Raw genomic sequence first — 22,377 nt, forward strand, 5'->3', positions numbered from 1 at the left:
TCAGACCTCCACGGCCTCGGGGATCTCGCGAGTGGCCTGCTCGCCCCGGCACAGCAGGGCGTACAGCCCGGCCGCGAGCGCCGTACCGATGAACCAGGAGTACGGGGCCACGTCGCTGAACGTCTTCACCAGGGCGAGGACGCCCGCGACGGCCGCCGCCGGCAGGAACGCCCACAGGGCCTTGGGGTTGACGCCCTTGCGGTAGTAGTAGGGGGAGCCGGGCTCGGCGTTGAACAGCTCGTCGACGTTCACGCGGCCCTTCTTGACCCAGTAGTAGTCGAGCATGATCACGCCGAACAGCGGGCCGAGGAAGGCGCCGAGGCCGCCGAGGAAGTAGTTGACGACCGTGGGGTTGGAGAAGAGGTTCCACGGGGTCACGACCAGTGCGGCGACCGTGCTGATCATGCCGCCGATCTTGAAGGTGATCTTCTGCGGCCAGACGTTGGCGAGGTCGTACGCCGGTGAGACGAAGTTGGCGACGATGTTGACGCCCATGGTGGCGACGGCGAAGGTGAGCGCGCCCAGCACCATGACCCAGGTGTTGCCGACCTTGGCGACGAGTTCGGCCGGGTCGGTGATGGCCTGGCCCCAGACCTCCAGCGAGCCCGCGGTGACGATGACGGAGACGACCACGAAGGCCGTGGAGTTGATCGGCAGGCCCCAGAAGTTGCCGCGGCGGACGGTCTTGTAGTCCGGCGCGAAGCGGGAGAAGTCGCAGAAGTTGAGCATCAGCGTGCCGTAGGTGGCGAGGATCAGGCCGATCGCGCCGAACCACTGCCGCCACTGCTCCCCGACGGAGACGGGGTGCGGGGTGCTGGTGAGCGAGATGCTCCAGCCGGCCTTGGCCAGTACCCAGATCGCCAGCGCGATCATGACCAGCCAGATCGCCGGTCCGCAGAAGTCCTGGAACTTGCGCACCGACTCCATGCCCTGGCTGATGATCAGCGCCTGGATCAGCCACAGCGAGAGGAAGGAGACCCAGCCGAGGGCGTCGAGGCCGAGGAAGGAGCTGTGCGTCCAGGACTCCAGGCCCGGCCAGGCGGCCAGCAGCATCACGTTGACCGCGACGGAGGCGAGGTAGGTCTGGATGCCGTACCACATGATGGCGATCACGGCCCGGATCAGGGCCGGGATGTTGGCGCCCCACACACCGAAGCTGATGCGGCTGATGACGGGGAACGGCACGCCGTGGCGCTGGCCGATTTTGCCCATCCAGTTCATGCCGACGTAGATGATCACGAAGCCGACGAGCAGGGATGTGAAGACCTGCCACACGTTCATGCCGAGGACCAACAGACCGGCCGCGAAAGTGTAGTTGCCCAGGTTGTGGACGTCGGACATCCACATGGCGAAGAGGTCGAAGACCTTCCAGTTCCGCTTGCCTGCGGGTGCCAGGTCTTCGTTGGTGAGCCGGGGATCGGGGACGAACGCTGAGATGCCGGTGGCTTCGGCACGGTCGGCGAGGGACACGGGGCCTCCAGGGACAAGGGGGACAGGAGGATGGCGGCCGCCTGGCATCCGGTTTTGGTATACCAAACTGCCGCCATAGTCCTCCCGTCAAGAGTTCTGACCGATGTCGCCTCCGTTAACGCTCCGTAAAACAGCTCCGGAGTCGGCGAAGATGGCTCCATGAGCTCCACGACGAACATCGAGCCCCTCGGCGCCGTCCGCGAACGCGTCCTGGCCACCCTGCGGCAGGAGATCATCGCGGGCGGGCTGCGCCCGGGCGACCGGCTGGTCGAGCGGGAGCTCGCCGACCGCTTCGGGGTCTCCCGGGTGCCGGTCCGCGAGGCGATCCGCGCCCTGGTCGCCGAGGGTTTCGTCCACTTCGAGACCCCGCGCCGCACGGTCGTCCGGCGGCTGACCCCGAACGACGTCAAGGAACTCTTCGAGTTGCGCGAGGCGCTGGAGGTGTACGCGGCGGGTCTCGCCGCGGCCCGTGCGACCCCGCAGGACCTCGCCGAGGTCGAGCGGCTCCTCGACCTGGCGGCGGCCGCGACCGAGGCGGACGACGCGGAGACGATCACGGACGTCAACAGCCGGCTGCATGACAGCATCGTGGCCATGGCCCGCAACAGTCTGCTGGTCGAGGCCCTGGAACCGGTTGCCGGACGACTGCGCTGGATGACCCGGCGGAACGAGGAGTGGCCCCAACTCCTCGTCGAGCACCGGGACTTGTACGAGGCGATCGCGTCCGGCGACCCGGACCGGGCCCGCGCGCACGCCCTCGCGCATGTGCGGACCAACTACGAGTCGACGGTACGTCAGCTGTTCGGGGACACGGCCGAGATGATCTGACGGGTCCAGCCGCGCGCGTACTTGTCCGTCGCCGCCACCATCACGTCCACGCCCCGCTCCCCCGCGAAGTGTGCGCCGTCGTCGATCACCGACAACTCGCTGCCGGGCCAGGCGTGATGGAGACGCCAGACGGTGCCGAGAAGGTTGCCGAAGTCGAAACTGCCCTGGACGAGGGTGCCGGGAATGTCCTTCAGCACAGGCGCGTCGCGCAGGACGACACCCTCGTCGTTGCCCTCGCCCAGGAAGTGGTCATTGCCCCAGTAGTGGGTGACGGTACGGGCGAATCCCTGGCGGAACACCGGGTCCTCGTAACGCGGCACCGACCGCGGCGGCGCGGACTCGATCGCGGTCTCCCAGTCGGTCCACGCCCGCGCCGCCCGCTCGCGGACCTGCGGATCGGGCGACTCCAGCAACCGGTTGTATGCGGCGGGGATGTTCCCGGACCGCTCCTCGACGGGCAACTCCCCGATGAACCGTTCGAACGCCGCCGGGAAGATCTTCCCAAGTCCCCTGGTCATCAGGGTGACTTCGGGACTCGCGGCGGTCGCGATCCCGGTCAGCACCAGCTCCGTCACGGCCTCCGGGTGTGTCTGCGCGTACCGCAGCCCGAGCATCGACCCGAAGGAAATGCCCCACACCAGCCACCCCTCGATCCCCAGATGCCGCCGCAGCAGCTCCAGGTCGGCGATGAGATGCGGGGTCGTGTTGACGCTCATGTCGGTGTCGTACGCGCTCGCGTGCGGCGTGGATCTCCCGGCGCCGCGCTGGTCCAGCAGCACGATCCGGTACGCGGCCGGGTCGAACAGCCGGCGCGCCCACGGCGTACAGCCGGACCCCGGCCCGCCGTGCAGCACGACCGCCGGCTTGCCGTCCGGGTTCCCGCAGGTCTCCCAGTACACGCGGTTGCCGTCACCGACGTCGAGCATGCCGTGGTCGTACGGTTCGATCTCCGGGTAAAGAGGCATCCGGCGACCCTAGCCGCCCTGCGCCGACCTCGTCGCGCCATTTCCCGGCAGCCCGGCTGCCTCCGCCGCTGTGCCGAGCACGTCCCGGAGCATCGTCGGCGTGAGCTTGCCGGTGAAGGTGTTGCGCTGACTGACGTGGAAGCAGCCGAAGAGTTCGAGGCCGTCGAGCGGCACGCGCGCGCCGTGTCCGAAGACGGGCCGCGGCCGGGGCACGTTCCAGCCCGCCTCCCTGAACGCGGGCAGTACGGCCTGCCAGCCGAAAGCGCCGAGCACGACCACGGCACGCAAGGTCGGCCGCAGCAGGTTCAGCTCCTGGACCAGCCAGGGGCGGCAGGTGTCGCGTTCGCCGGGGGTCGGCTTGTTGTCGGGCGGCGCGCAGTGCACGGGCGAGGTGATCCGCACGCCGTACAGTTCCAGGCCGTCTTCCGCGGTCACGGCCGTGGGTCGGGAGGCGAGCCCGACGTCGTACAGCGCCTGGTAGAGCACGTCACCGGAACGGTCACCGGTGAACATCCGCCCCGTCCGGTTCCCGCCGTGCGCGGCCGGCGCGAGCCCGACGATCAACAGCCGCGCGTCCGGCGGCCCGAATCCGGGCACCGGGCGCCCCCAGTACGTCCAGTCGGCGAAGGCGGCCCGCTTGGTACGTGCCACCTCCTCACGCCAGTCGACCAGACGCGGACAGGCACGGCAGCCCGCGATCCGGCGGTCAAGAGCGGCTAGGGCATCCACGGGTCCACGGTACGGCCGCGACCGGACAGCAACGGGGCGCCCGCCGGAAAACCCACCCGGGGTGCACGACCCCGGGTACTAAGGTCGAGGGCATGGCTGTGGAACGTACGGACGACAACGGGACCGGTGGGACAGGCAGGGCCGAGCCGCCCACCGACAGCCCCGCGCCCACCGACAGCCCCGACGGACTCGACGGTCCCGGCACCGATGTCACCGCCCCGGACCCCACGCCCCCGGTGACCGTCGCCCCCGACGCACCGGACCCGAAGATCGCCGCCGCCGTCGCCGCCGCGAAGGCCGCCGCTCCGCAGAACGGCGAGAGCGTGCGCACCGACAGCTGGATCTGGTCCGTGCGGCTGGTCAAGACCCGTTCCGCGGGGGCCACCGCCTGCCGCGGCGGGCATGTTCATGTGAACGGTGACCGGGTGAAGCCCGCCCACTCCCTGCGCGTCGGCGACGAGGTGCGTGTCCGCCAGGACGGCCTGGAACGGATCGTCGTCGTGAAGCACCTGATCCGCAAGCGGGTCGGCGCTCCCGTGGCCGCCCAGTGCTACGTCGACAAATCTCCCCCGCCGCCGCCTCGCGAGGCCTTCGCTCCCGCAGGTGTCCGCGACCGCGGTGCCGGCCGCCCGACCAAGCGCGACCGCCGCGATCTGGAACGCCTGCGCGGCCTCACGGAAGGCAGCCGCCGCAACCGCTTCGCCGGACCGGGCGACCCTGGCGGCCCGGGCGGGTCCGAGACCCCGGCCGACCCCGACGGCTCGGCAACCCCCGCCCGCGCGGACGCACCCCGCCGCGCGGACAAGGCAGGGCACCTCGACAGAGCACGCCGCTCGGACCGTAGCGGCACCTCGGGCAAGGCCGGCAACCCTGGCAGGGGCGGAAGCTCTGGCAGAACGAAACGCTCGAACTGAGCCGAAGTTCCAGGCTCCGGCCCCAGCTCCGCACCCGCGCACGATCATGCGCGGCACGCAGACGAGACTCCCGCTCAGGCCACCGACGCCGCCCGCGCCCCGACAGCCAGGCAGCCCGGCAGCCGACAGCCCGGCATGCGTCCGGCCACCGCCATGAGGCCGCCCCCTACCGAAGGGCAGGGACCGGCCTCACCGCGGTGGCCGACGGACGGCTCGCCGTCACGCCCGTCGTCGTACCAGCCGCAGCAGATCCGCGTTGTGCCGGCGCCGGGCCCAGGCGATCAGGGCGAGCGGGACGATCAGGATGAGCGGGGTCGCCGCGTTCTCCCCGTCGAAGTAGGTGAGCTGGACGACGAACGCGCCGACCATCAGCCCGCTCAACGCCACGGCCGCCACCGACTGCAGGACGGGAATCAACAGGGCGATCCCACCGGCCAGTTCGAGAACGCCGATGATGTACATCCCCGTGCTGCCCCAGCCCATCTTGTCGAAGCCCTCGACGGCGGAGGGGTGCGCGATCAGCTTGGGAAGCGCGCTCGCGATGACGTAGAAGAGGGCGAGTACGACCTGAAGGGTGCGCAGGGCGATCCGGGCCCGGCGGCCACGGGAGGTCGGGGACTCGGCGATGACGGGCGCGTCGGCGACGGCGGAAGCGGCGGTGCGGGGGACGGGGACGGTGGTGTCGGACATCGGGGTCTCCTGGGGAAGCGGTCCGTGTGCTGTCACCGGGATAGACCCGCGCCCGTTCAGGAACTCATCGCCGCGCCGGGACCGAATTCCGTCAGGGGAAACCACCCGCGCCCGATGTACCAGTGCCGGCCGGCCCGCAGGTGATCGCCGACGGCCCGCTCCAGCACCGTCCGCCGCGGCAGGCTGTCCAGCGGCAGCTCCGCGTCCCCGAACACGAACTGCAGCGGCTCGCTGTCCTCCGGCCTCTCGTCCTCGGGGGCCAGCCGGAAACGCTCCTGGAACCGGACGATGTTGGAGTCCGCGGGCAGGTACTCCTTCAGCTGCGGGTCGAGCAGCCAGGAATGGCACAGCGCCACCTGGTAGGGCTCCTCCGGGAAGTGCCGGGGGAAGAACTCGCCGGCCAGGGCGAGTGAGCGATCGCAGGACTGGGGGGACAGCGGGCCGAGGAAGTCGGGGACGTGGACACTGAGGCAGGGCGCGCCGGTGGCGATGTCCGGTCCGGCAGCGGCCAGCGCCCGTCTGTTCCAGGGCCCGTACCGCATCCGCTCGAACTGGAGCCGCCCCAGCTGGTACAGCTCGCCGCGGAAGTGCCGGGTCAGCCAGCGCGGTGACTGCACGCCCGCCCTGCCGTACCGCCTGCGGTGCACGGCCATGTTCCGCCCGAGGTCGGCGAGGGTGCGCCGGGAGACGTCGTCCGGAATACCGCGGGCGCGGTGGTATTCGCGCGCGTGGGGCAGCGCCGCCACGAACACGTAGGCAGGGAAGCAGCGTTGGAGGGCGCCGGCCGGCCAGTCGAGGTCGGGCAGGACGACCGGGTCCTCGGCCTCGCCCAGGCCCCGGACGAGTTCGTCGACGGAGTGCTCCAGGAACCTCCGAAGCTCGGGGTCGTCCATGACCCGTCGGCCCATCCGTACGAGTTCGTTGACGTCCTCGTGCGGCACGGCGAGTTCCACCAGCACCTCGGCCAGTTCGTCGGCGTCCGGAAGCACGCGGTGACCTCCTTTTCGACCCTTTGGTCAGCGTCCGTTCCGAAGAGTACGTTGCAAGGAGGAGCGATGATCCCGATGCGTACGGGCAGTGAGCCGACGACAGCGCGCAGTGCACTGCGGGCGCGGTTCTGGCTGAGCGTGTGGGGGCTGGTCTGGACGGTCTTCGGCACGGCCGCGTTCGCGCTGGCGGGACGGCCCGGGTGGGCTGTCGCCTGTGGCGTGTTGTGGCTGGTGATCACCGTCGACATGGCGCTGATCCTCCGGCACATCCGCCAGGGCCCGCACTACCAGCCGGGCCCCGGCATCCCGCCGTACCGGCCGCCGGAGAACCGCCCCCGGTAGCCGCGGCACATCGAGGCGGCCGTCAGGAGTCGAACCGCGCGGCCTTCAGGAACTCCGGCTTCGGGTCCAGCGCCGCCGCCAGCCTGAAGTGGCGCCTGGCCTGGTCGGGCCGGCCCTGCCGCTCGTAGGTGCGGGCGAGCGCGAAGTGGGCGAAGGCGTTGTCCGGCTCGCGCTCCAGCACGATGGTGAACTCCAGCTCGGCGGGCCGCAGCTGCGCGGCCGCGAAGAAGGCACGCGCGCGCAGCAGCCGGGCCGCGGTGTTCTCCGGGTGGGCGGCGATGACCTGGTCGAGCAGTTTCACCGCGCCCCGCGGATCCCGTGCGGCGAGCAACTGCTCGGCGGCACGGAAGTCGATGACATGCGTCTCCGGAGTACGTCCGGTCGAACCGCTGGTCTCGGGCACGGCAGAGTCCTTCCCTCACTGGAAGGGTTCAACGCCCGGACAGCGAGACGCTATTCCTGGGGCTCCCGGGGCGCCTCAGGAGAAACGGCCTCGTCCGCGCCCCGGTCCGCACGCACTCGCCGTACGAGATCCGCCCATACGTCCCGCACGCGGTGCCGCAGCTCCTCCAGGGGGACGTCGTTGTCGATCACGACGTCCGCGATCTCCAGGCGCTTCTCGCGCGTCGCCTGGGCGGCCATGCGCGCGCGTGCGTCCTGCTCGGTCATGCCGCGCAGTGTGAGAAGCCGGTCGAGCTGGGTCTCGGGGCTCGTGTCGACGACGATCACGAGGTCGTAGAGCGGTGCGAGGGCGTTCTCCGCGAGGAGGGGGACATCGTGCACGACGACCGCGTCCTGGGCGGCGGCCGACTCCAGCTCACGGGAGCGGGCGCCCACCAACGGGTGCACGATCGAGTTCAGTACGGCGAGCTTGTCCGGGTCGGCGAAGACGATCGAGCCCAGTCCGGGCCGGTCCAGGCTGCCGTCCTCGGCGAGCACGTCCTCACCGAAGGCCTCCACGACCGCGGCGAGGCCGGGCGTGCCCGGCGCGACGACCTCGCGTGCGATCCGGTCCGCGTCGATCAGGACGGCACCATGCTCCACGAGGAGCCTCGACACCTCACTCTTGCCGGCACCGATACCGCCGGTCAGGCCCACCTTCAACATGCCCGGCAGCCTAGACGCTTCCCGCGGATCAGTTGTCGCCTTCCCGTTCCGCGAGGAAGCGCTCGAACTCTTTCCCGATCTCGTCCGCCGACGGAATGTCCACCGGCTCGGCCAGCATGTTCCCCCGCGTCTCCGATCCCGCCGCCGCGTCGTACTGGTGCTCAAGACCCTGGACGAGGGCCACGAGGTCCTCGTCGCCCTCCTGGATCTGGCGGTCGATCTCGGTCTGCGTGCGGTGGGCGTCGGTGCGCAGAGCGTGGGCGATGCCCGGCAGGACCATGCCGGTGGCGGCCGTGATGGCCTCCAGGACGGTCAGAGCCGCGTCCGGGTACGGCGAGCGCGCGATGTAGTGCGGCACGTGGGCCGCTACGCCCAGGACGTCGTGACCGGCCTCCATGAGCCGGTACTCGACCAGGGCCTCGGCACTGCCGGGTACCTGCGCCTCGTCGAAGGGGCTGCGGTGGCCGGGGACGAGATCGTGGCGATTGCCGTGCGGGGTGAGGCCGACGGGCCGGGTGTGCGGGACGCCCATGGGGATGCCGTGGAAGTTCACGGACAGCCGCACGCCGAGCCGCTCCACGATCTGCTGGACGGCCGCGGCGAAGCGCTCCCACTCCACGTCCGGCTCCGGGCCGGACAGCAGCAGGAAGGGCGCTCCGGTGGCGTCCTGGACGAGCCGCACGTCCAGGGTGGGCTCCTCGTACTCCGTCCAGCGGTCCCGCTTGAAGGTGAGCAGCGGACGGCGGGCTCGGTAGTCCACGAGCCGGTCGTGGTCGAAACGGGCCACGACCTGGTGGGGCAGCGTGTCGAGCAGCCGCTCGACGACCTGGTCGCCGGTCTCGCCCGCGTCGATGTATCCGTCGAAGTGGTAGAGCATGACCAGGCCGGCCGACTCCTGGGCGAGCGCCATGTCGACGACGGCGAGGCCCTTGGGCTCCCATGCGTACAAACCCTGCGGATCAAGCACAGTGACCGCTCCTCCTCGTGTTCATACGCTTCAACACGCCCTGGAACAGCGGCATTCCCACCCAGGGCCCTGATCAGGCCATCTCTTACGCCCTTTTCATGACCCGGCAGACGAACAGCGCGCCCCTCCAAGGGGCGCGGGGAACGGCGCGACCAGCCCCCACCGGCCCGCAGCGAACAACGAACCCGTACAACGCTGAAGGACCGCACCTCGAAAGGTACGGCCCTTCAGTCACCTGCTAAACCTCAGCGGTCCAGCGTTCAGCTCTGGCCGCCGGCCAGCTTCTCGCGAAGCGCGGCAAGCGCCTCGTCCGACGCCAGCGCACCGGAGGTGTCCGCACCCTCGGAGGAGTACGAGCTACCGCCGCCGCCACCGCCGCTACCGCCCGCAGCCGGAACCGCACCCGCAGCGTCGCCGCCCTCGGCCGCAGCAGCGGCGTCGGCCTCGCGGGACTTGATGACCTGCTGCTGGTGCTGCTCGAAGCGGGTCTGCGCCTCGGCGTACTGGGTCTCCCACACCTCACGCTGGGATTCGAAGCCCTCGAGCCAGTCGTTGGTCTCGGGGTCGAAGCCCTCGGGGTAGATGTAGTTGCCCTGGTCGTCGTAGGACGCGGCCATGCCGTAGAGCGTCGGGTCGAACTCGACCGAAGCCGGGTCCCCACCGAAGGCCTCGTTGGCCTGCTTCAGCGAGAGGCTGATGCGACGGCGCTCGAGGTCGATGTCGATGACCTTGACGAAGATCTCGTCGTTGACCTGGACGACCTGCTCCGGGATCTCCACGTGGCGCTCGGCCAGCTCGGAGATGTGGACCAGACCCTCGATGCCCTCGTCCACGCGGACGAACGCACCGAACGGAACCAGCTTCGTGACCTTGCCGGGCACGACCTGGCCGATCTGGTGGGTCCGGGCGAACTGCTGCCACGGGTCTTCCTGCGTCGCCTTCAGCGACAGGGAGACACGCTCACGGTCCATGTCGACGTCGAGGACCTCGACGGTGACTTCCTGGCCGACCTCGACAACCTCGGAGGGGTGGTCGATGTGCTTCCAGGAGAGCTCGGAGACGTGGACGAGACCGTCGACGCCACCGAGGTCCACGAACGCACCGAAGTTGACGATCGAGGAGACGACGCCGGAGCGGACCTGGCCCTTCTGCAGGGTCGTGAGGAAGGTCTGGCGGACCTCGCTCTGGGTCTGCTCGAGCCAGGCACGGCGGGACAGGACCACGTTGTTGCGGTTCTTGTCCAGCTCGATGATCTTGGCCTCGAGCTCCTTGCCCACGTAGGGCTGGAGGTCGCGGACGCGGCGCATCTCGACGAGGGAAGCCGGCAGGAAGCCACGGAGGCCGATGTCAAGGATGAGTCCACCCTTGACGACCTCGATGACGGTGCCGGTGACGATGCCGTCCTCTTCCTTGATCTTCTCGATGGTGCCCCAGGCGCGCTCGTACTGGGCGCGCTTCTTCGAGAGGATCAGGCGGCCTTCCTTGTCCTCCTTCTGGAGAACAAGGGCTTCGATCTCGTCACCGACGGCGACGACCTCGTTGGGGTCGACGTCGTGCTTGATCGAGAGCTCGCGGCTCGGGATGACGCCTTCGGTCTTGTAACCGATGTCGAGGAGAACCTCGTCCCGGTCAACCTTGACGATGACGCCGTCGACGATGTCACCATCGTTGAAGTACTTGATCGTCTCGTCGATAGCGGCGAGGAATGCTTCCTCGTCACCGATGTCGTTGACCGCAACCTGCGGGGTGGTGGCGGTGGTCTCGGTGCTGCTCGTCATGTGGGAAAGGGCTCCGGTACGGACGGTGAGTCGTAGGTACTGCTACGCCGGGAGCCCGTGTCGCTCTGAAGAAGCCGGACAGCCAAGGAAGCACCACATTGGAAAAAATCCGGTGGCGCCTCGAAAACCGAGGGGACATACGACAGATGCGAGCGCAACCTGCTACGTCTGAGGTGCGCAGGCCCGCAGCGCAACTTGTAGCATACGGGGGCAGCCGGACAGGGTCAATGCGCGAAGGCGCACACCCGGGGCGGATCGCCGCATACCCGGCGCAAAACATGTCTCACGAGGCCACGCGGACCCGATGACGTCCCATTCGTGACGTCGTCGCGACGGGTGCGACGGAAGAGTCCGCAGATTAGTACGAGGGAGCCGATCATCCAAGAGCCCGCAGCACACCAGCAGCCGACCGGCCCGGACGACGAGTCGGAGGCCACCCGGCGTGACGCGGACGTCACCGAGAGCTCCCGGGCCAACCGCGGCTGGTGGGACCGCAACGCCGACGAGTACCAGGTCGAGCACGGCACGTTCCTCGGCGACGACCGTTTCGTCTGGGGCCCCGAGGGTCTCGACGAGGTGGAGGCGGAACTGCTGGGCCCCTCCGAGGACCTCAAGGGCAAGGACGTCCTCGAGATCGGCGCCGGCGCGGCCCAGTGCGCGCGCTGGCTGGCCGTGCAGGGCGCCCGCCCGGTCGCCCTCGACATCTCCCACCGCCAGCTCCAGCACGCCCTGCGCATCGGCACGTCCTTCCCGCTGGTGTGCGCCGACGCGGGCGCGCTGCCCTTCGCGGACGGCTCCTTCGACCTGGTGTGCTCGGCGTACGGCGCGATGCCGTTCGTCGCCGACCCGGTGCTGGTCCTGAAGGACGTGCGCCGCGTCCTGCGCCCGGGCGGCCGTTTCGTCTTCTCGGTCACGCACCCGATCCGCTGGGCCTTCCCGGACGAGCCGGGCCCCGAGGGCCTGACCGTCTCCGCCTCCTACTTCGACCGCACGCCCTACGTCGAGCAGGACGACAGCGGCCACGCGGTGTACGTCGAGCACCACCGCACGATCGGCGACCGGGTGCGCGACGTGGTCGCCGGCGGCTTCCGCCTGGTCGACCTGGTCGAGCCGCAGTGGCCCGCCTGGAACACCTCGGAGTGGGGCGGCTGGTCCCCGTTGCGCGGGAACCTCATCCCCGGCTCGGCGATCTTCGTCTGCGAACGGGACTGACGTACGCCGACCTTCGGGCGGCCGTACGACACTGGGGGCGTGATCCGTTACGACGCCCTGGACGTCCTTCCCGTACGCGGTGCCCTGTCCGCGCTGAGCGACGCCCTGGAGGAACACGGCACGGCCGTCCTCGTGGCGCCGCCCGGCACCGGCAAGACGACCCTCGTGCCACTGGCGCTGGCGGGCCTGCTGGACGCCGGGGCACCCGCGCGCAGGGTCGTCGTCGCCGAACCCCGCCGGATCGCCGCCCGCGCGGCCGCGCGGCGGATGGCATGGCTGCTGGGCGAGCAGGTCGGCGGGAGCGTCGGCTACACCGTGCGTGGCGAGCGGGTGGCCGGACGGCACACGCGTGTGGAGGTCGTCACGACGGGGGTGCTGCTTCAACGGCTCCAGCGCGACCAGGAACTGGCCGGCGTCGACGTGGTGGTGCTCGACGAGTGCCATGAGCGGCATCTGGACGCGGACACCACGGCGGCCTTCCTGTGGGACGTACGGCAGACCCTGCGCCCGGAGCTGCGCCTGGTGGCGGCGTCCGCAACGACCGACGCGCAGGGGTGGGCGCGGCTGCTGGGCGACGCGCCCGTGGTCGAGGCGGCGGGCGCCTTGCATCCGGTGGAGGTCGTGTGGGCGCCGCCGGCCCGTCCCGTACGGCCGCCGCACGGCCTGCGCGTGGACCCTGTACTGCTCGCACACGTGGCGTCGGTCGTACGGCGGGCGCTGGCCGAGCGGGACGGGGACGTGCTGTGTTTCCTGCCGGGCGTGGGCGAGATCGCGCGCGTGGCCGGGCAGTTGGGCGCTCTCGGCGACGTGGAGGTGCTCCAGGTCCACGGCCGGGCGCCGGCGGCCGTGCAGGACGCGGTACTGACGGGCGGGGAGCGGCGCCGGGTGGTCCTGACGACCTCCGTGGCCGAGTCGTCCCTGACCGTGCCCGGAGTGCGGGTGGTCGTCGACTCGGGGCTGGCGCGCGAGCCGCGCGTCGACCACGCGCGCGGGCTGAGCGCGCTGGCGACGGTACGGGCCTCACAGGCGGCCGGGCGGCAGCGGGCCGGACGGGCGGGGCGTGAGGCGTCCGGCGCGGTGTACCGGTGCTGGGCACAGGCGGAGGACGCCCGGTTGCCGCGTTTCCCGGCGCCGGAGATCAAGGTGGCCGACCTGACGGCGTTCGCGTTGCAGGTGGCCTGCTGGGGCGATCCGGACGCGTCCGGTCTCGCGCTGCTGGACCCACCGCCGGGTGGCGCGATGGCGGCGGCGCGCGAGGTGCTGAGGGCCGTCGGAGCGGTGGACGCGGACGGCCGGGCCACGGCCCGGGGCGCACGGCTGGCCCGTCTGGGACTGCATCCCCGGCTGGGGCGGGCGCTGCTGGACACCTCCGGTGCGGGGGCCGAGGTGATCGCGCTGCTGTCGGAGGAGCCGCCCCGGGAATACGGCGACGACCTGGCGGCCGCCCTGCGGGCTGCTCGGCGTGGCGGCGACTCCTACGCGGGGCGCTGGCGGACGGAGGTGCGGCGCCTTCGGACCGCCTCGGCGGACTTCCGCGAGCCGGATGCCGGACGGGACGGCCGCGCCTCCTCGGCGGACCTCCGGCACACGGACGCGGGAAAGGACGGTCTCGTCGCCGCGCTCGCCTTTCCGGAGCGCGTGGCCCGGAAGGACGGGGAGTCCTATCTCATGGCCTCCGGCACCCGCGCCGAGCTCCGCGACGGATCCCCTCTGCGGGGCGCACCCTGGATCGCCGTGGCGGTGGCGGACCGTCCCGTCGGCAAGGGCCACGCGCGTGTGCAGCTCGCCGCCGTGATCGACGAGGACACGGCCCGGTCGGCGGCGGCGTCGCTGCACTCCGAGCGCCAGGAGGTGCACTGGGCCGACGGGGATGTCGTGGCGCGGCGGGTGGAGCGGCTCGGCGCCATCGAGCTCGCGGCGCGGCCGCTCAGGAACGCCGACCCCGCTCTCGTACGCGAGGCCCTTCTCGAAGGGCTCCGCCAGGAAGGGCTGCGGGTACTGCGGTGGACGCCCGACGCCGACGTACTGCGGCAGCGGCTCGCGTTCCTGCACCACCACGCCGGCGCCCCGTGGCCCGACGTCTGCGACGACGCGCTCCACGCGCGCGTGGACGAATGGCTGGAGCCGGAGCTGAGCCGCGCCCGGCGCCGCGCCGACCTGGCACGCATCGACGCGGGAGGGGCACTCACGCGCCTGCTCCCCTGGGCTTCGGGCGAGGCCGCGCGGCTCGACGAACTGGCACCCGAGCGGGTCACCGTACCGAGTGGGTCCAGAGTCCGGATCGACTACGGCGACCCGGAGCAGCCGGTCCTCGCCGTGAAGTTGCAGGAGATGTTCGGGCTCCAGGAGTCGCCCCGGGTCGCCGGCGTTCCCCTCCTCGTGCATCTCCTCTCCCCCGCCGGGCGGCCGGCCGCCGTCACCGCCGATCTCGCCTCCTTCTGGAAGGACGGCTACAAGGGGGTGCGGGCGGAGTTGCGCGGCCGGTATCCGAAGCATCCGTGGCCCGAGGACCCGGCGGGCGCCGAGCCGACGCGGCACACCAACGCGCGGCTCAGGCCGTGACCGGCTCGGGTACGTCCGCACTCACGGGGGCCAAACGGCGGCCGCGGGCTTCCAGCCACAGCGACAGCGCAAGGAGCAGGACACCCAGGGTCAGAAAGCCCCAGGGCAGGTAGGAGGTCATCAGGAGGATCAGGGTGCGGTTCGACTTGACCAGGTCGACCGTGTGCCTGATGTAGTCCTCGCGCATCTTCACGTCGCCGGCGAACACCGTCACCTTGCCGCCGTCGCCGAGCAGGGTGCCGCCGCGCAGCTCCTCCTTGTGGACTTCCTCGCCGTTGACGGGGGCGCCGGTGAGGGGTTCGACCCAGAACTTGCGGACCGTGGTGTACCAGCGGGTGGTGCCGGTCTTGGCGATGGTCGCGGGGGTGATGCCCTGGATCGGCATGGTCTTGGGAAAGGGCACCTGGGTCCAGGGGATGGTCTGCTCGAAGTAGTAGACGTCGACGCCGCGGAAGTTCTGGGTGCCCTTGTAGTGGATGGGGGCCGAGGTGCGGGCCTGGGCGTCGAAGTACTCGTAGTCCCGCTTCTCCGTCAGGAACGGGAACTTGAACTCGATGCCCTCGCGTTTGACCGGGTCGCCGTCGACCATCTCGCCGGTGGCGTGGACGGGGTCCTGGGTGTGGGCGTCGAAGATGTAACGCTCGGGGATCTTGGAGACCATCTTGCCGTCGGGGCCGACGACATAGGACAGGCCGTCCCAGACCACGACGTCCTTCCCGGCCGTCTTCTCGATCTTCTCCGAGGCCTCCACGTTGCCCTTGAGGGTCTGCACGATGGTGACCTTGGGGACCTTCTTCTCCTTCATTCCGTTGTTGTAGTCGAGGAGGGTCACGTTCTTCGCCTCCAGGACCATGTCCTGGTACTGGTTGGCGGGGACCTTGGCCAGGCGCGGGAAGGCGTACCAGCGCATCAATGGGGACAGCGCCGCGAAGAACACGGCGAGGGCGAGCAGGACCAGGCTGGTCTTGCGGCGCATCTCGGCCTCCCGGACGGGCGGTTACGGGTGTGCGGGCACCGTGGTCAGCAACGGTTTCGGAGACGTCTTGCCCGTCGTCTGCCCCATCGCGGTGATGGCGAGGATCAGTGCGAACGCGAGGGCGAGACCGGTCGCGGCGGCGATCAGGGCGCGCATGGGTGCCTCCCTGCCAACGGGAACTGATACATCGTCAGATCCGGCACGGTAGCAACGGGCGGGCGAGATGAGAACACGTCGCGCACAGACGAAGGGCGCCCTGTCCGCCGTGGCGGCGAGGACGCCCTTCGAGGTGGGTCCGGTGTCCTACGAACTCGCGCTGGGGCTGGGCGACGGGCTCACGGCGGTGTCCGTGGCAGTGTCCGTGGTGGCCACCGCCACGGTCAGCTTCACGTCGAGCGTCGCTCCGCCCGCGGTGGTGATGCGGAGCACGAAGGTGCCGGTGGCGGTGTCGGCGTAGAGCTGCGGCAGCTTCAGCAGGCCGTCGGCGTCCGTCGTGAGGCCCGTCAAGGTGCGCACGGTCTTGCCGTCGGCGTCCTTGAAGTAGGGGCCCTTGTCGTTCTCGGTGGCGTCGTCGGCCGACGTGATGAGGGTGGCGGTGGCGGCGACCTTGTCGGCCACGGCACCCTTGTAGGTGGCCTTGACCTGGACCGCGTCGGCGAACTCACCGCTCGGCGTGCAGGTCAGATCGGTCGTGGTGGTCCGGGCGAGAGTGTCGGCGACGCGCTGGGTCACGGTGGCCGTGTAGTCCGGGCCGGTGACGGTACGGCCGATGAGGGTCGCGCGGACCGTGAAGGCGCCGGTGGTCTCGCCCGCCTGGAGCGCGGGCGCGGTGGCCACACCGGAGGCGCCCGTGAGGCCGGTCGCGACCTTCTCGCCGCCGGTGAAGGTGGCGTCGGTGTCGCCGACGATCGTGAAGCGGATCCGCACCTTGGGGACGCCCATGCCTGCGGCGTTCTCGGCCTTGGTGCTGATCTTCCCGGTGAACGCGTCGCCGGCCGTCGCGGTGAGCTTGGCGGTGCCCGAGTCCTCCAGGTGGTCCACCGACTCGGTCGGAGTGAGGGGAGTCGTCGGGGCCGGCGGGGTGGGGGTCCCCGAGGGCGGCGGGGTGGTCGGGGGCGGCGTCGGGCTCGGCGAGCCGGTGCCGGGCGTGTTCGGCGTGGACGTACCCGGCGTCGTGGTCGACGGCGTCGTGGGGGACGAGCCGTCGCCGCCGTCGCTGCGGCTGCCCGGGACGGTGCCGGTGCCGTCGGGAACCTCGTAGGTGCCCTTGCGGTAGTACTCCAGCCAGGACAGGACCGTGTTCAGGTAGTCCTGCGAGGGGTTGTAGCTGAGGATCGCCTTGGCCAAGTCTCCGCCGGCCGACAGGTCCCAGCCGTTGCGGCACAGGTAGTGACCGGCGGCGAGGGAGGCGTCGTAGATGTTGTTCGGGTCCTTCACCCCGTCGCCGTTGCCGTCGCGGCCGGCCCACGCCCAGGTGGAGGGGATGAACTGCATCGGGCCGACGGCCGAGTCGTAGGCGCTGTTGCCGTCGTAGGCACCGTTGTCGGTGTCCTTGATGAGCGCGAAGCCGTTGCCGTCGAGCTGCGGGCCGAGGATCTTGGAGGTCGTGGTGCCGTCCGCGTCGACCCGGCCGCCGCGGGCCTGGCCCGACTCGACCTGACCGATGGCGGCGAGGAGCTGCCAGGGCAGGTTGCAGCCGGGCTTGGACTCCTGGAGCTCGGCAGCGGCCTGCTTGTAGGCGGCGAGGACGGTCGCGGGTATCCCGGCCTCGGCCTCGGTCGGGGTGGTGGTGCCGGAGGTGCCGTCGGTCGGCACCGGGCTCGGGGTGTTCAGCGGCGGCAGGTCCGTGTAGTACGGCGAGTTGCCGGTCGCGGTGCCGTCACCGGCGGTCGCGTCGGGGGAGGGCTGGGCGTCGGCGGCGGTCGATCTGCCGTTGTCGTCGACCGTCGCTCCCGGGGCCTGGGAAGCGGCCAGTGCCGCGACCGCGGCCGCGGCCACGGCGGTGGTCACCGCTCCCTTGCGGAGCCTCCTGCCGAATTGCGCCGCCATAAGGTGAACCCCTCCCGTGGGCGCACGAACGCCCGTCTCCGTCTGTCGCTCTCGTCCAGTAGTGACAGTCGAGCCGCCCTTGAGGTTGCCCCCGTGACGCGCGGTAATTCCTGAGGTGCGCGTTCGATCGGGCTCTCCAGCGCGGTGACCCGTGCGACCCTACGACAACTTCCTTTTCTCGGACACCGGTTCGCGCCCGTTATTCACCGGTTGGCCATGTTCGATCGGTGCGGGGTCGCATCGCCCATACTGGGCGGGACCGATCACCCGGGCCGCCGCCCGGCCAACGCCCGTCGCGAGGAGCCCCGTTGCCGTTCACCCTGAGCCACGCGGCGGCGGTACTGCCCGCGGTGCGGTCCGACGGAACCGGTCGGGGCCGACTGGTTCCGGCCGTACTCGTGGCCGGCTCCTTCTCGCCCGACATGACCTATTTCGCGGCAAGTGCCGTTCCCGGGGCGATGGAGTTCGGCACCGTCACGCACTCCTTCCCGGGTGTCTTCACGGTCGACGTCCTCATCGCCTGGGCACTGGTGGGTCTGTGGCTGCTGCTGCGTGAGCCGCTGGTGGCGCTGCTCCCCCGGCGACGGCAGGGCGCGGTGGCGACCCTGCTCGGCTGCGGAACGCCACGCGCGCGTGTGCGTACGAGGCTGGTCGTGCGCTGGTACGTCTCCGCCGCGCTGGGGGCGCTCACCCATGTCGTGTGGGACGCGTTCACCCACTTCGACCGGTGGGGGATGCGGCTGCTGCCCGTCCTGGGCCGGGAGGTGGCCGGGTCGCCTCTGTACTGGTATCTCCAGTACGGCAGTTCGACGGTGGCGGCACTCGTGATCGCCCTGTGCTGCGGGTACGCGCTGCGGCGGGCACCCGCGACGGCCGAGCCGGCCGGGGTCCCCGAACTGTCGGTGCGGGACCGGTGGTGGGCCCTGGCCGTGATCGGCGGGTGCGTGACGGCGGGCGCGGTGCAGCGGACCTCACGGTGGTGGGCCGACCGGGACTCCGGCACGAAGCTCCTGGAACTGATCCCGACGCTGTGCTTCGGAGTCGGGGCCGGGTTGGTCCTCGGAGTGCTGGTGTACGCCGTGGGGGTCAGGCTGTGGCGCCCGGCTCCGGCGCCGGTGCCCGGCGACCGGGAAGAGACGGCTCTTCCGGTCTCCCGCTGACGGTGCCGGCCGCCGCGACGAACACCGTCATCGTGGACATCGGACGGGACCTGGGCAGCAGGGCGAGGGCGAGGGCCAGATAACCGAGCGCCAGCTCGGCCCACAGTCGACTGCCGGAGGCTTGCGCACTCTCCGCTTCTTCTACGGCGTCCTCGTCGTGGCGGGTGAGGCGGTGCCGTAGGTCTGCGGTGGCGTGGCGCAGGGTGGTGGCGAGGCGGGCCGGGATGCGGGGGCCCGCGGCCCTGGCCCGTGCTTGTGCCCGGCGCAGGAGGATCACCGGGTCGACGGGGATGCGGGCGGTGCTTGCGGTGGCCGCGTGGAGCGGGACCGGGTGCCGTGCGGGCGAGGGGGCCTTGTCGGCGTGCGCCTGTGCCTGCGTCCGTGCGGGGGCCGTCCGGCGGTGGAGTATGCGTATACCCATGACCGCATCCTGGCCGGGGGTGGGGTGGGGGGCGTTGTTGTGGCGTCCACGCGAGTGATGGGCCGGGCGTCCGAGGAGCTGCCTCGCCGGGCCGTGGGGCGGGTGCGGGCCGGTGGGGGCTGGTCGCGCAGTTCCCCGCGCCCCTGGGGAGCCCGCGGCGTCCGTCATCCAGAACTGTTGAAGCAACAGCACCCGCCGGACCGAGGACGGACACCCCCCACCCCGTCCCCGACCCACAACACACCCGCACGCGCTACACCGGCCCCCACCCAACCGAAACAGGCCGCCGCAGGCATCCAGGGGCGCGGGGAACTGCGCAAAACCCCCGCCCCCACCGAACCCGCACAAGCCGAACCCGCACAAGCCGAACCCGCACAAGCCGAGGCCGCCGCAGGCTAGTGCGCTGCCGACTCCCAGTCCGGGCCGTCGCCCACCGAGACGCCGAGCGGCACGTTCAGATGGACCGCGGCCGACATTTCGCGGCGGACGATCTCCTCCGCCCTCTGGCGCTCCCCCGGTGCGATCTCCAGGACGATTTCGTCGTGGACCTGGAGCAGCATCCGGGAGGTGAGGCCGGCCTCGCGCAGCGCGTCGTCCACCTTGAGCATGGCGATCTTCACGATGTCCGCCGCGGTGCCCTGGATCGGCGCGTTGAGGGCCATCCGCTCGGCCGCCTCCCGCCGCTGGCGGTTGTCGCTGTTGAGGTCGGGGAGATAGCGCCGACGCCCGAACAGTGTCGCCGTGTATCCCGTGGCCCGGGCCTCGTCGACCGCCCGGCGCAGATAGTCCCGCACTCCGCCGAACCGCTCGAAGTAGGCGTCCATGAGGGCCCGCGCCTCACCCGCGTCGATGTTCAGCTGCTGCGAGAGCCCGAACGCCGACAGTCCGTACGCGAGCCCGTACGACATCGCCTTGATCTTGCGCCGCATCTCCGCGTCGACGGCGTCGGCCTCGACGGCGAAGACCTGGGAGGCCGCCGTGGTGTGGAGGTCCTCACCCGAGGTGAACGCCTCGATGAGCCCTTCGTCCTCGGAGAGGTGGGCCATCACGCGCAGCTCGATCTGGCTGTAGTCCGCCGTCATGAGGGACTCGAAGCCCTCGCCGACCACGAATCCCCGCCGGATCGCCCGTCCCTCGTCCGTGCGGACGGGGATGTTCTGGAGGTTGGGGTCGGTCGAGGACAGCCGGCCCGTCGCCGCGACGGTCTGGTTGAACGTCGTGTGGATACGGCCGTCCGCGGCCACCGTCTTGATGAGGCCCTCGACGGTGACCCGCAGCTTGGCCTGCTCACGGTGCCGGAGCATGATCACCGGCAGTTCGTTGTCCGTCTGGGTCGCCAGCCACGCGAGGGCGTCGGCGTCGGTGGTGTAGCCGGTCTTGGTCTTCTTCGTCCTCGGCAGGCCCAGCTCGCCGAAGAGGACCTCCTGGAGCTGCTTGGGCGAGCCGAGGTTGAACTCGTGTCCGGCCGCCGCGTGCGCCTCCTTCACTGCCTGCTGGACGGCGCCCGCGAACATCTGCTCCATGGCCTCCAGGTGGGCCCGGTCCGCCGCGATGCCGTGCCGCTCCATGCGAGCCAGCAGGGTGGAGGTGGGCAGTTCCATGTCACGCAGCAGGTCCGCGGCGCCGACCTCTTCCAGGCGCCCCTCGAAGGCCGTGCCCAGATCGAGGACGGCCCGCGCCTGGATCATCAGTGCTTCGGCCTCGGCCCCGTCGTCCGTGCCGAACGCGAGCTGCCCGTCGGCCGCGGCGGCGGGGGCCAGCTCCCGGCCCAGGTACTCCAGCGACAGCGCGTCCAGGTCGAAGGACCGGCGGCCCGGCTTGACCAGGTACGCGGCGAGCGCGGTGTCCATGCCGACGCCGCCGATGCTCCAGCCGTGCTCGGCGAAGACCCGCATCGCGCCCTTGGTGTTGTGCAGCACCTTGGGCCGGTCGGCGTCGGCGAGCCAGGCCGCCCACGCCCTCTCGTCGGCCTCGTCGAGCTGGGACGGGTCGAACCAGGCGGCCGCCCCTCCGGACGCGGCGAGCGCGACCTCGGCGACCGAGCCGGTGCCCAGGCCCCAGGTGTCGACCGTGACGAGGCCCAGCGGCTGCTGCGTGCCGTGCTCCGCGAGCCACGGCGCGAGCTCGCCGGTGCCGAGGACCTTGCCGTCGACCTCCACGCCCGCCGCGGCGACCGGGCTCTCCTCGGCCTCCTCCGCACCCGGGTCGACGGCCAGCAGCCGCTCCCGCAGGGAGGGGTTCCTGATCTCCAGGGTGTCAAGGATCATCGCGAGCGACTTGCGGTCGTAGGGGGCGCGTTCCAGTTCTGTGACCGTCTTGGGGAGCTCGACCGTGCGCACCATCTCGGTGAGGCGGCGGTTGAGCTTGACGGCCTCCAGGTGGTCTCGGAGGTTCTGCCCGGCCTTGCCCTTGACCTCCTCGACGCGCTCGACCAGCTCCGCGAACGAACCGAACTGGTTGATCCACTTGGCCGCGGTCTTCTCGCCGACGCCGGGAATGCCCGGCAGGTTGTCGGACGGGTCGCCGCGCAGCGCCGCGAAGTCGGGGTACTGGGCGGGCGTCAACCCGTACTTCTCGACGACCTTCTCCGGGGTGAACCGGGTCAGCTCCGAGACGCCCTTCGTCGGATACAGCACGGTGGTGTGCTCGCTGACCAGCTGGAAGGAGTCACGGTCACCGGTGACGATCAGCACGTCGAAGCCCGCGGCCTCGGCCTGGGTGGCCAGCGTCGCGATGACGTCGTCGGCCTCGAAGCCGTCGACCGCGAACCGCGAGACCTGCATCGCGTCGAGGACTTCGCCGATCAGCTCGACCTGGCCCTTGAACTCGTCCGGAGTCTTGGAGCGGTTGGCCTTGTACTCCGTGAACTCCTCGGAACGCCAGGTCTTGCGCGACACGTCGAAGGCCACCGCGAAGTGCGTGGGCGCCTCGTCGCGCAGCGTGTTCGCCAGCATCGACGCGAAGCCGTAGATCGCGTTCGTCGGCTGGCCGGTCGCGGTGGTGAAGTTCTCCGCGGGCAGCGCGAAGAACGCGCGATAGGCCAGCGAGTGCCCGTCCATGAGCATCAGGCGCGGACGGCTGCCGCCGGGGCTGTTGTCGGTCTTCTTCGATGCTGTCTCTGCCACGCCCCCGATCCTGTCACGCCCCACTGACAGTCAGGCCCGCCCGCCGCCGACGGCACACCCGTCGCCGCTTCCCGACCGCCCGGCAAACACCGT

Annotated in this window: 20 protein-coding genes; 6 read left to right on the forward strand and 14 right to left on the reverse strand. The window is 70.9% G+C overall.

The genetic code is table 11. The annotated features are described in order from the left end of the window. Nucleotides 1–1,470, reverse strand: a complete 1,470-nt coding sequence (locus tag OHT57_RS12990; RefSeq protein ID WP_328746509.1) for an NCS1 family nucleobase:cation symporter-1 — start codon at nt 1,468–1,470, stop codon at nt 1–3. 159 nt (nt 1,471–1,629) lie between these two features. On the opposite strand from OHT57_RS12990, the gene OHT57_RS12995 reads away from it, so the two are divergent. Then, nucleotides 1,630–2,298: a GntR family transcriptional regulator gene (locus OHT57_RS12995; protein WP_328746510.1), complete on the forward strand. Its 669-nt coding sequence runs from the start codon at nt 1,630–1,632 to the stop codon at nt 2,296–2,298. Here OHT57_RS12995 and pip read toward each other — a convergent pair. Both pip and OHT57_RS13005 read right to left on the reverse strand, forming a co-directional pair. Beyond that, entirely contained in the window at nt 2,265–3,263 is a 999-nt protein-coding gene (pip, locus tag OHT57_RS13000; protein ID WP_328746511.1) for a prolyl aminopeptidase, read from the reverse strand. The two genes, OHT57_RS12995 and pip, sit on opposite strands and share 34 nt — an antisense overlap. A gap of 9 nt (nt 3,264–3,272) precedes the next feature. Next, nucleotides 3,273–3,992, reverse strand: a complete 720-nt coding sequence (locus OHT57_RS13005) for a uracil-DNA glycosylase (RefSeq protein WP_328746512.1) — start codon at nt 3,990–3,992, stop codon at nt 3,273–3,275. A gap of 92 nt (nt 3,993–4,084) precedes the next feature. Between OHT57_RS13005 and OHT57_RS13010 the strand changes: the two genes are divergently transcribed. Continuing rightward, a complete protein-coding gene (locus tag OHT57_RS13010; RefSeq protein WP_328746513.1) occupies nt 4,085–4,906 on the forward strand; it encodes an RNA-binding S4 domain-containing protein in 822 nt (273 codons plus the stop codon). A 219-nt stretch (nt 4,907–5,125) separates the two neighbouring features. On the opposite strand, the gene OHT57_RS13015 is transcribed toward OHT57_RS13010, so the two are convergent. Together OHT57_RS13015 and OHT57_RS13020 are read right to left on the reverse strand one after the other, a co-directional pair. After that, the gene (locus OHT57_RS13015) at nt 5,126–5,596 is read right to left on the reverse strand and encodes a DoxX family protein (RefSeq protein ID WP_328746515.1); all 471 of its coding nucleotides are present in this window, start codon (nt 5,594–5,596) and stop codon (nt 5,126–5,128) included. A 56-nt stretch (nt 5,597–5,652) separates the two neighbouring features. Further along, a complete protein-coding gene (locus tag OHT57_RS13020) occupies nt 5,653–6,585 on the reverse strand; it encodes an acyltransferase domain-containing protein (protein WP_328746516.1) in 933 nt (310 codons plus the stop codon). Between the two features lie 66 nt (nt 6,586–6,651). On the opposite strand from OHT57_RS13020, the gene OHT57_RS13025 reads away from it, so the two are divergent. Next, nucleotides 6,652–6,927, forward strand: a complete 276-nt coding sequence (locus OHT57_RS13025; RefSeq protein WP_328746517.1) for a DUF6343 family protein — start codon at nt 6,652–6,654, stop codon at nt 6,925–6,927. A gap of 22 nt (nt 6,928–6,949) precedes the next feature. Here OHT57_RS13025 and OHT57_RS13030 read toward each other — a convergent pair whose 3' ends face one another. The 4 genes from OHT57_RS13030 to rpsA all read right to left on the reverse strand — a co-directional run bounded on the left by OHT57_RS13030 (nt 6,950) and on the right by rpsA (nt 10,779). Next, a complete protein-coding gene (locus OHT57_RS13030; protein WP_328746518.1) occupies nt 6,950–7,330 on the reverse strand; it encodes a tetratricopeptide repeat protein in 381 nt (126 codons plus the stop codon). Between the two features lie 50 nt (nt 7,331–7,380). Further along, nucleotides 7,381–8,034 (reverse strand): dephospho-CoA kinase, encoded by a 654-nt coding sequence (gene coaE, locus OHT57_RS13035; protein WP_328746519.1) that lies wholly within the window; start codon nt 8,032–8,034, stop codon nt 7,381–7,383. Between the two features lie 28 nt (nt 8,035–8,062). After that, the gene (locus tag OHT57_RS13040; RefSeq protein WP_328746520.1) at nt 8,063–9,001 is read right to left on the reverse strand and encodes a PAC2 family protein; all 939 of its coding nucleotides are present in this window, start codon (nt 8,999–9,001) and stop codon (nt 8,063–8,065) included. Nucleotides 9,002–9,261: 260 nt separating this feature from the next. After that, nucleotides 9,262–10,779, reverse strand: coding sequence for a 30S ribosomal protein S1 (gene rpsA / locus OHT57_RS13045; RefSeq protein WP_328746521.1), 1,518 nt, complete (start codon nt 10,777–10,779; stop codon nt 9,262–9,264). A 318-nt stretch (nt 10,780–11,097) separates the two neighbouring features. Between rpsA and OHT57_RS13050 the strand changes: the two genes are divergently transcribed. Beyond that, nucleotides 11,098–11,991 carry a class I SAM-dependent methyltransferase gene (locus OHT57_RS13050; RefSeq protein ID WP_328746522.1) on the forward strand — a complete coding sequence of 298 codons (894 nt, stop codon included), beginning with the start codon at nt 11,098–11,100 and terminating at the stop codon, nt 11,989–11,991. A gap of 39 nt (nt 11,992–12,030) precedes the next feature. Beyond that, on the forward strand, nt 12,031–14,553 hold the full coding sequence (gene hrpB, locus OHT57_RS13055; RefSeq protein ID WP_328746523.1) for an ATP-dependent helicase HrpB: 2,523 nt from the start codon (nt 12,031–12,033) through the stop codon (nt 14,551–14,553). On the opposite strand, the gene OHT57_RS13060 is transcribed toward hrpB, so the two are convergent. From OHT57_RS13060 to OHT57_RS13070, 3 genes are all read right to left on the reverse strand, one after another. Continuing rightward, the gene (locus OHT57_RS13060) at nt 14,543–15,529 is read right to left on the reverse strand and encodes a DUF3068 domain-containing protein (RefSeq protein ID WP_328746524.1); all 987 of its coding nucleotides are present in this window, start codon (nt 15,527–15,529) and stop codon (nt 14,543–14,545) included. The genes hrpB and OHT57_RS13060 overlap by 11 nt on opposite strands. Before the next feature lie 21 nt (nt 15,530–15,550). Next, nucleotides 15,551–15,685 (reverse strand): SPW_0924 family protein, encoded by a 135-nt coding sequence (locus OHT57_RS13065; protein ID WP_328746525.1) that lies wholly within the window; start codon nt 15,683–15,685, stop codon nt 15,551–15,553. A gap of 147 nt (nt 15,686–15,832) precedes the next feature. Then, the gene (locus OHT57_RS13070; protein WP_328746526.1) at nt 15,833–17,578 is read right to left on the reverse strand and encodes a lytic transglycosylase domain-containing protein; all 1,746 of its coding nucleotides are present in this window, start codon (nt 17,576–17,578) and stop codon (nt 15,833–15,835) included. Between the two features lie 308 nt (nt 17,579–17,886). On the opposite strand from OHT57_RS13070, the gene OHT57_RS13075 reads away from it, so the two are divergent. Continuing rightward, nucleotides 17,887–18,738, forward strand: coding sequence for a DUF4184 family protein (locus tag OHT57_RS13075; RefSeq protein ID WP_328746527.1), 852 nt, complete (start codon nt 17,887–17,889; stop codon nt 18,736–18,738). On the opposite strand, the gene OHT57_RS13080 is transcribed toward OHT57_RS13075, so the two are convergent. Both OHT57_RS13080 and polA read right to left on the reverse strand, forming a co-directional pair. Further along, complete coding sequence (locus tag OHT57_RS13080; protein WP_328746528.1) at nt 18,665–19,159, reverse strand: hypothetical protein; 495 nt, start codon at nt 19,157–19,159, stop codon at nt 18,665–18,667. The genes OHT57_RS13075 and OHT57_RS13080 overlap by 74 nt on opposite strands. A 395-nt stretch (nt 19,160–19,554) precedes the next feature. Then, nucleotides 19,555–22,284, reverse strand: coding sequence for a DNA polymerase I (gene polA / locus OHT57_RS13085; RefSeq protein ID WP_328746529.1), 2,730 nt, complete (start codon nt 22,282–22,284; stop codon nt 19,555–19,557). Nucleotides 22,285–22,377 lie beyond the last annotated feature (93 nt).

Origin of the sequence: Streptomyces sp. NBC_00285 (assembly GCF_036174265.1) — a bacterium.
Classification (GTDB): Bacteria; Actinomycetota; Actinomycetes; order Streptomycetales; family Streptomycetaceae; genus Streptomyces.

Bases quoted from the DNA above. Each gene is read 5' to 3' on its own strand.
- OHT57_RS12995 (WP_328746510.1), top strand. From the start codon at position 1,630: ATGAGCTCCACGACGAACATCGAGCCCCTCGGCGCCGTCCGCGAACGC.
- rpsA (WP_328746521.1), bottom strand. From the start codon at position 10,779: ATGACGAGCAGCACCGAGACCACCGCCACCACCCCGCAGGTTGCGGTC.
- OHT57_RS13070 (WP_328746526.1), bottom strand. From the start codon at position 17,578: ATGGCGGCGCAATTCGGCAGGAGGCTCCGCAAGGGAGCGGTGACCACC.
- OHT57_RS13080 (WP_328746528.1), bottom strand. From the start codon at position 19,159: ATGGGTATACGCATACTCCACCGCCGGACGGCCCCCGCACGGACGCAG.
- OHT57_RS13015 (WP_328746515.1), bottom strand. From the start codon at position 5,596: ATGTCCGACACCACCGTCCCCGTCCCCCGCACCGCCGCTTCCGCCGTC.
- OHT57_RS13065 (WP_328746525.1), bottom strand. From the start codon at position 15,685: ATGCGCGCCCTGATCGCCGCCGCGACCGGTCTCGCCCTCGCGTTCGCA.
- pip (WP_328746511.1), bottom strand. From the start codon at position 3,263: ATGCCTCTTTACCCGGAGATCGAACCGTACGACCACGGCATGCTCGAC.
- OHT57_RS13060 (WP_328746524.1), bottom strand. From the start codon at position 15,529: ATGCGCCGCAAGACCAGCCTGGTCCTGCTCGCCCTCGCCGTGTTCTTC.
- coaE (WP_328746519.1), bottom strand. From the start codon at position 8,034: ATGTTGAAGGTGGGCCTGACCGGCGGTATCGGTGCCGGCAAGAGTGAG.
- OHT57_RS13010 (WP_328746513.1), top strand. From the start codon at position 4,085: ATGGCTGTGGAACGTACGGACGACAACGGGACCGGTGGGACAGGCAGG.
- OHT57_RS13025 (WP_328746517.1), top strand. From the start codon at position 6,652: ATGATCCCGATGCGTACGGGCAGTGAGCCGACGACAGCGCGCAGTGCA.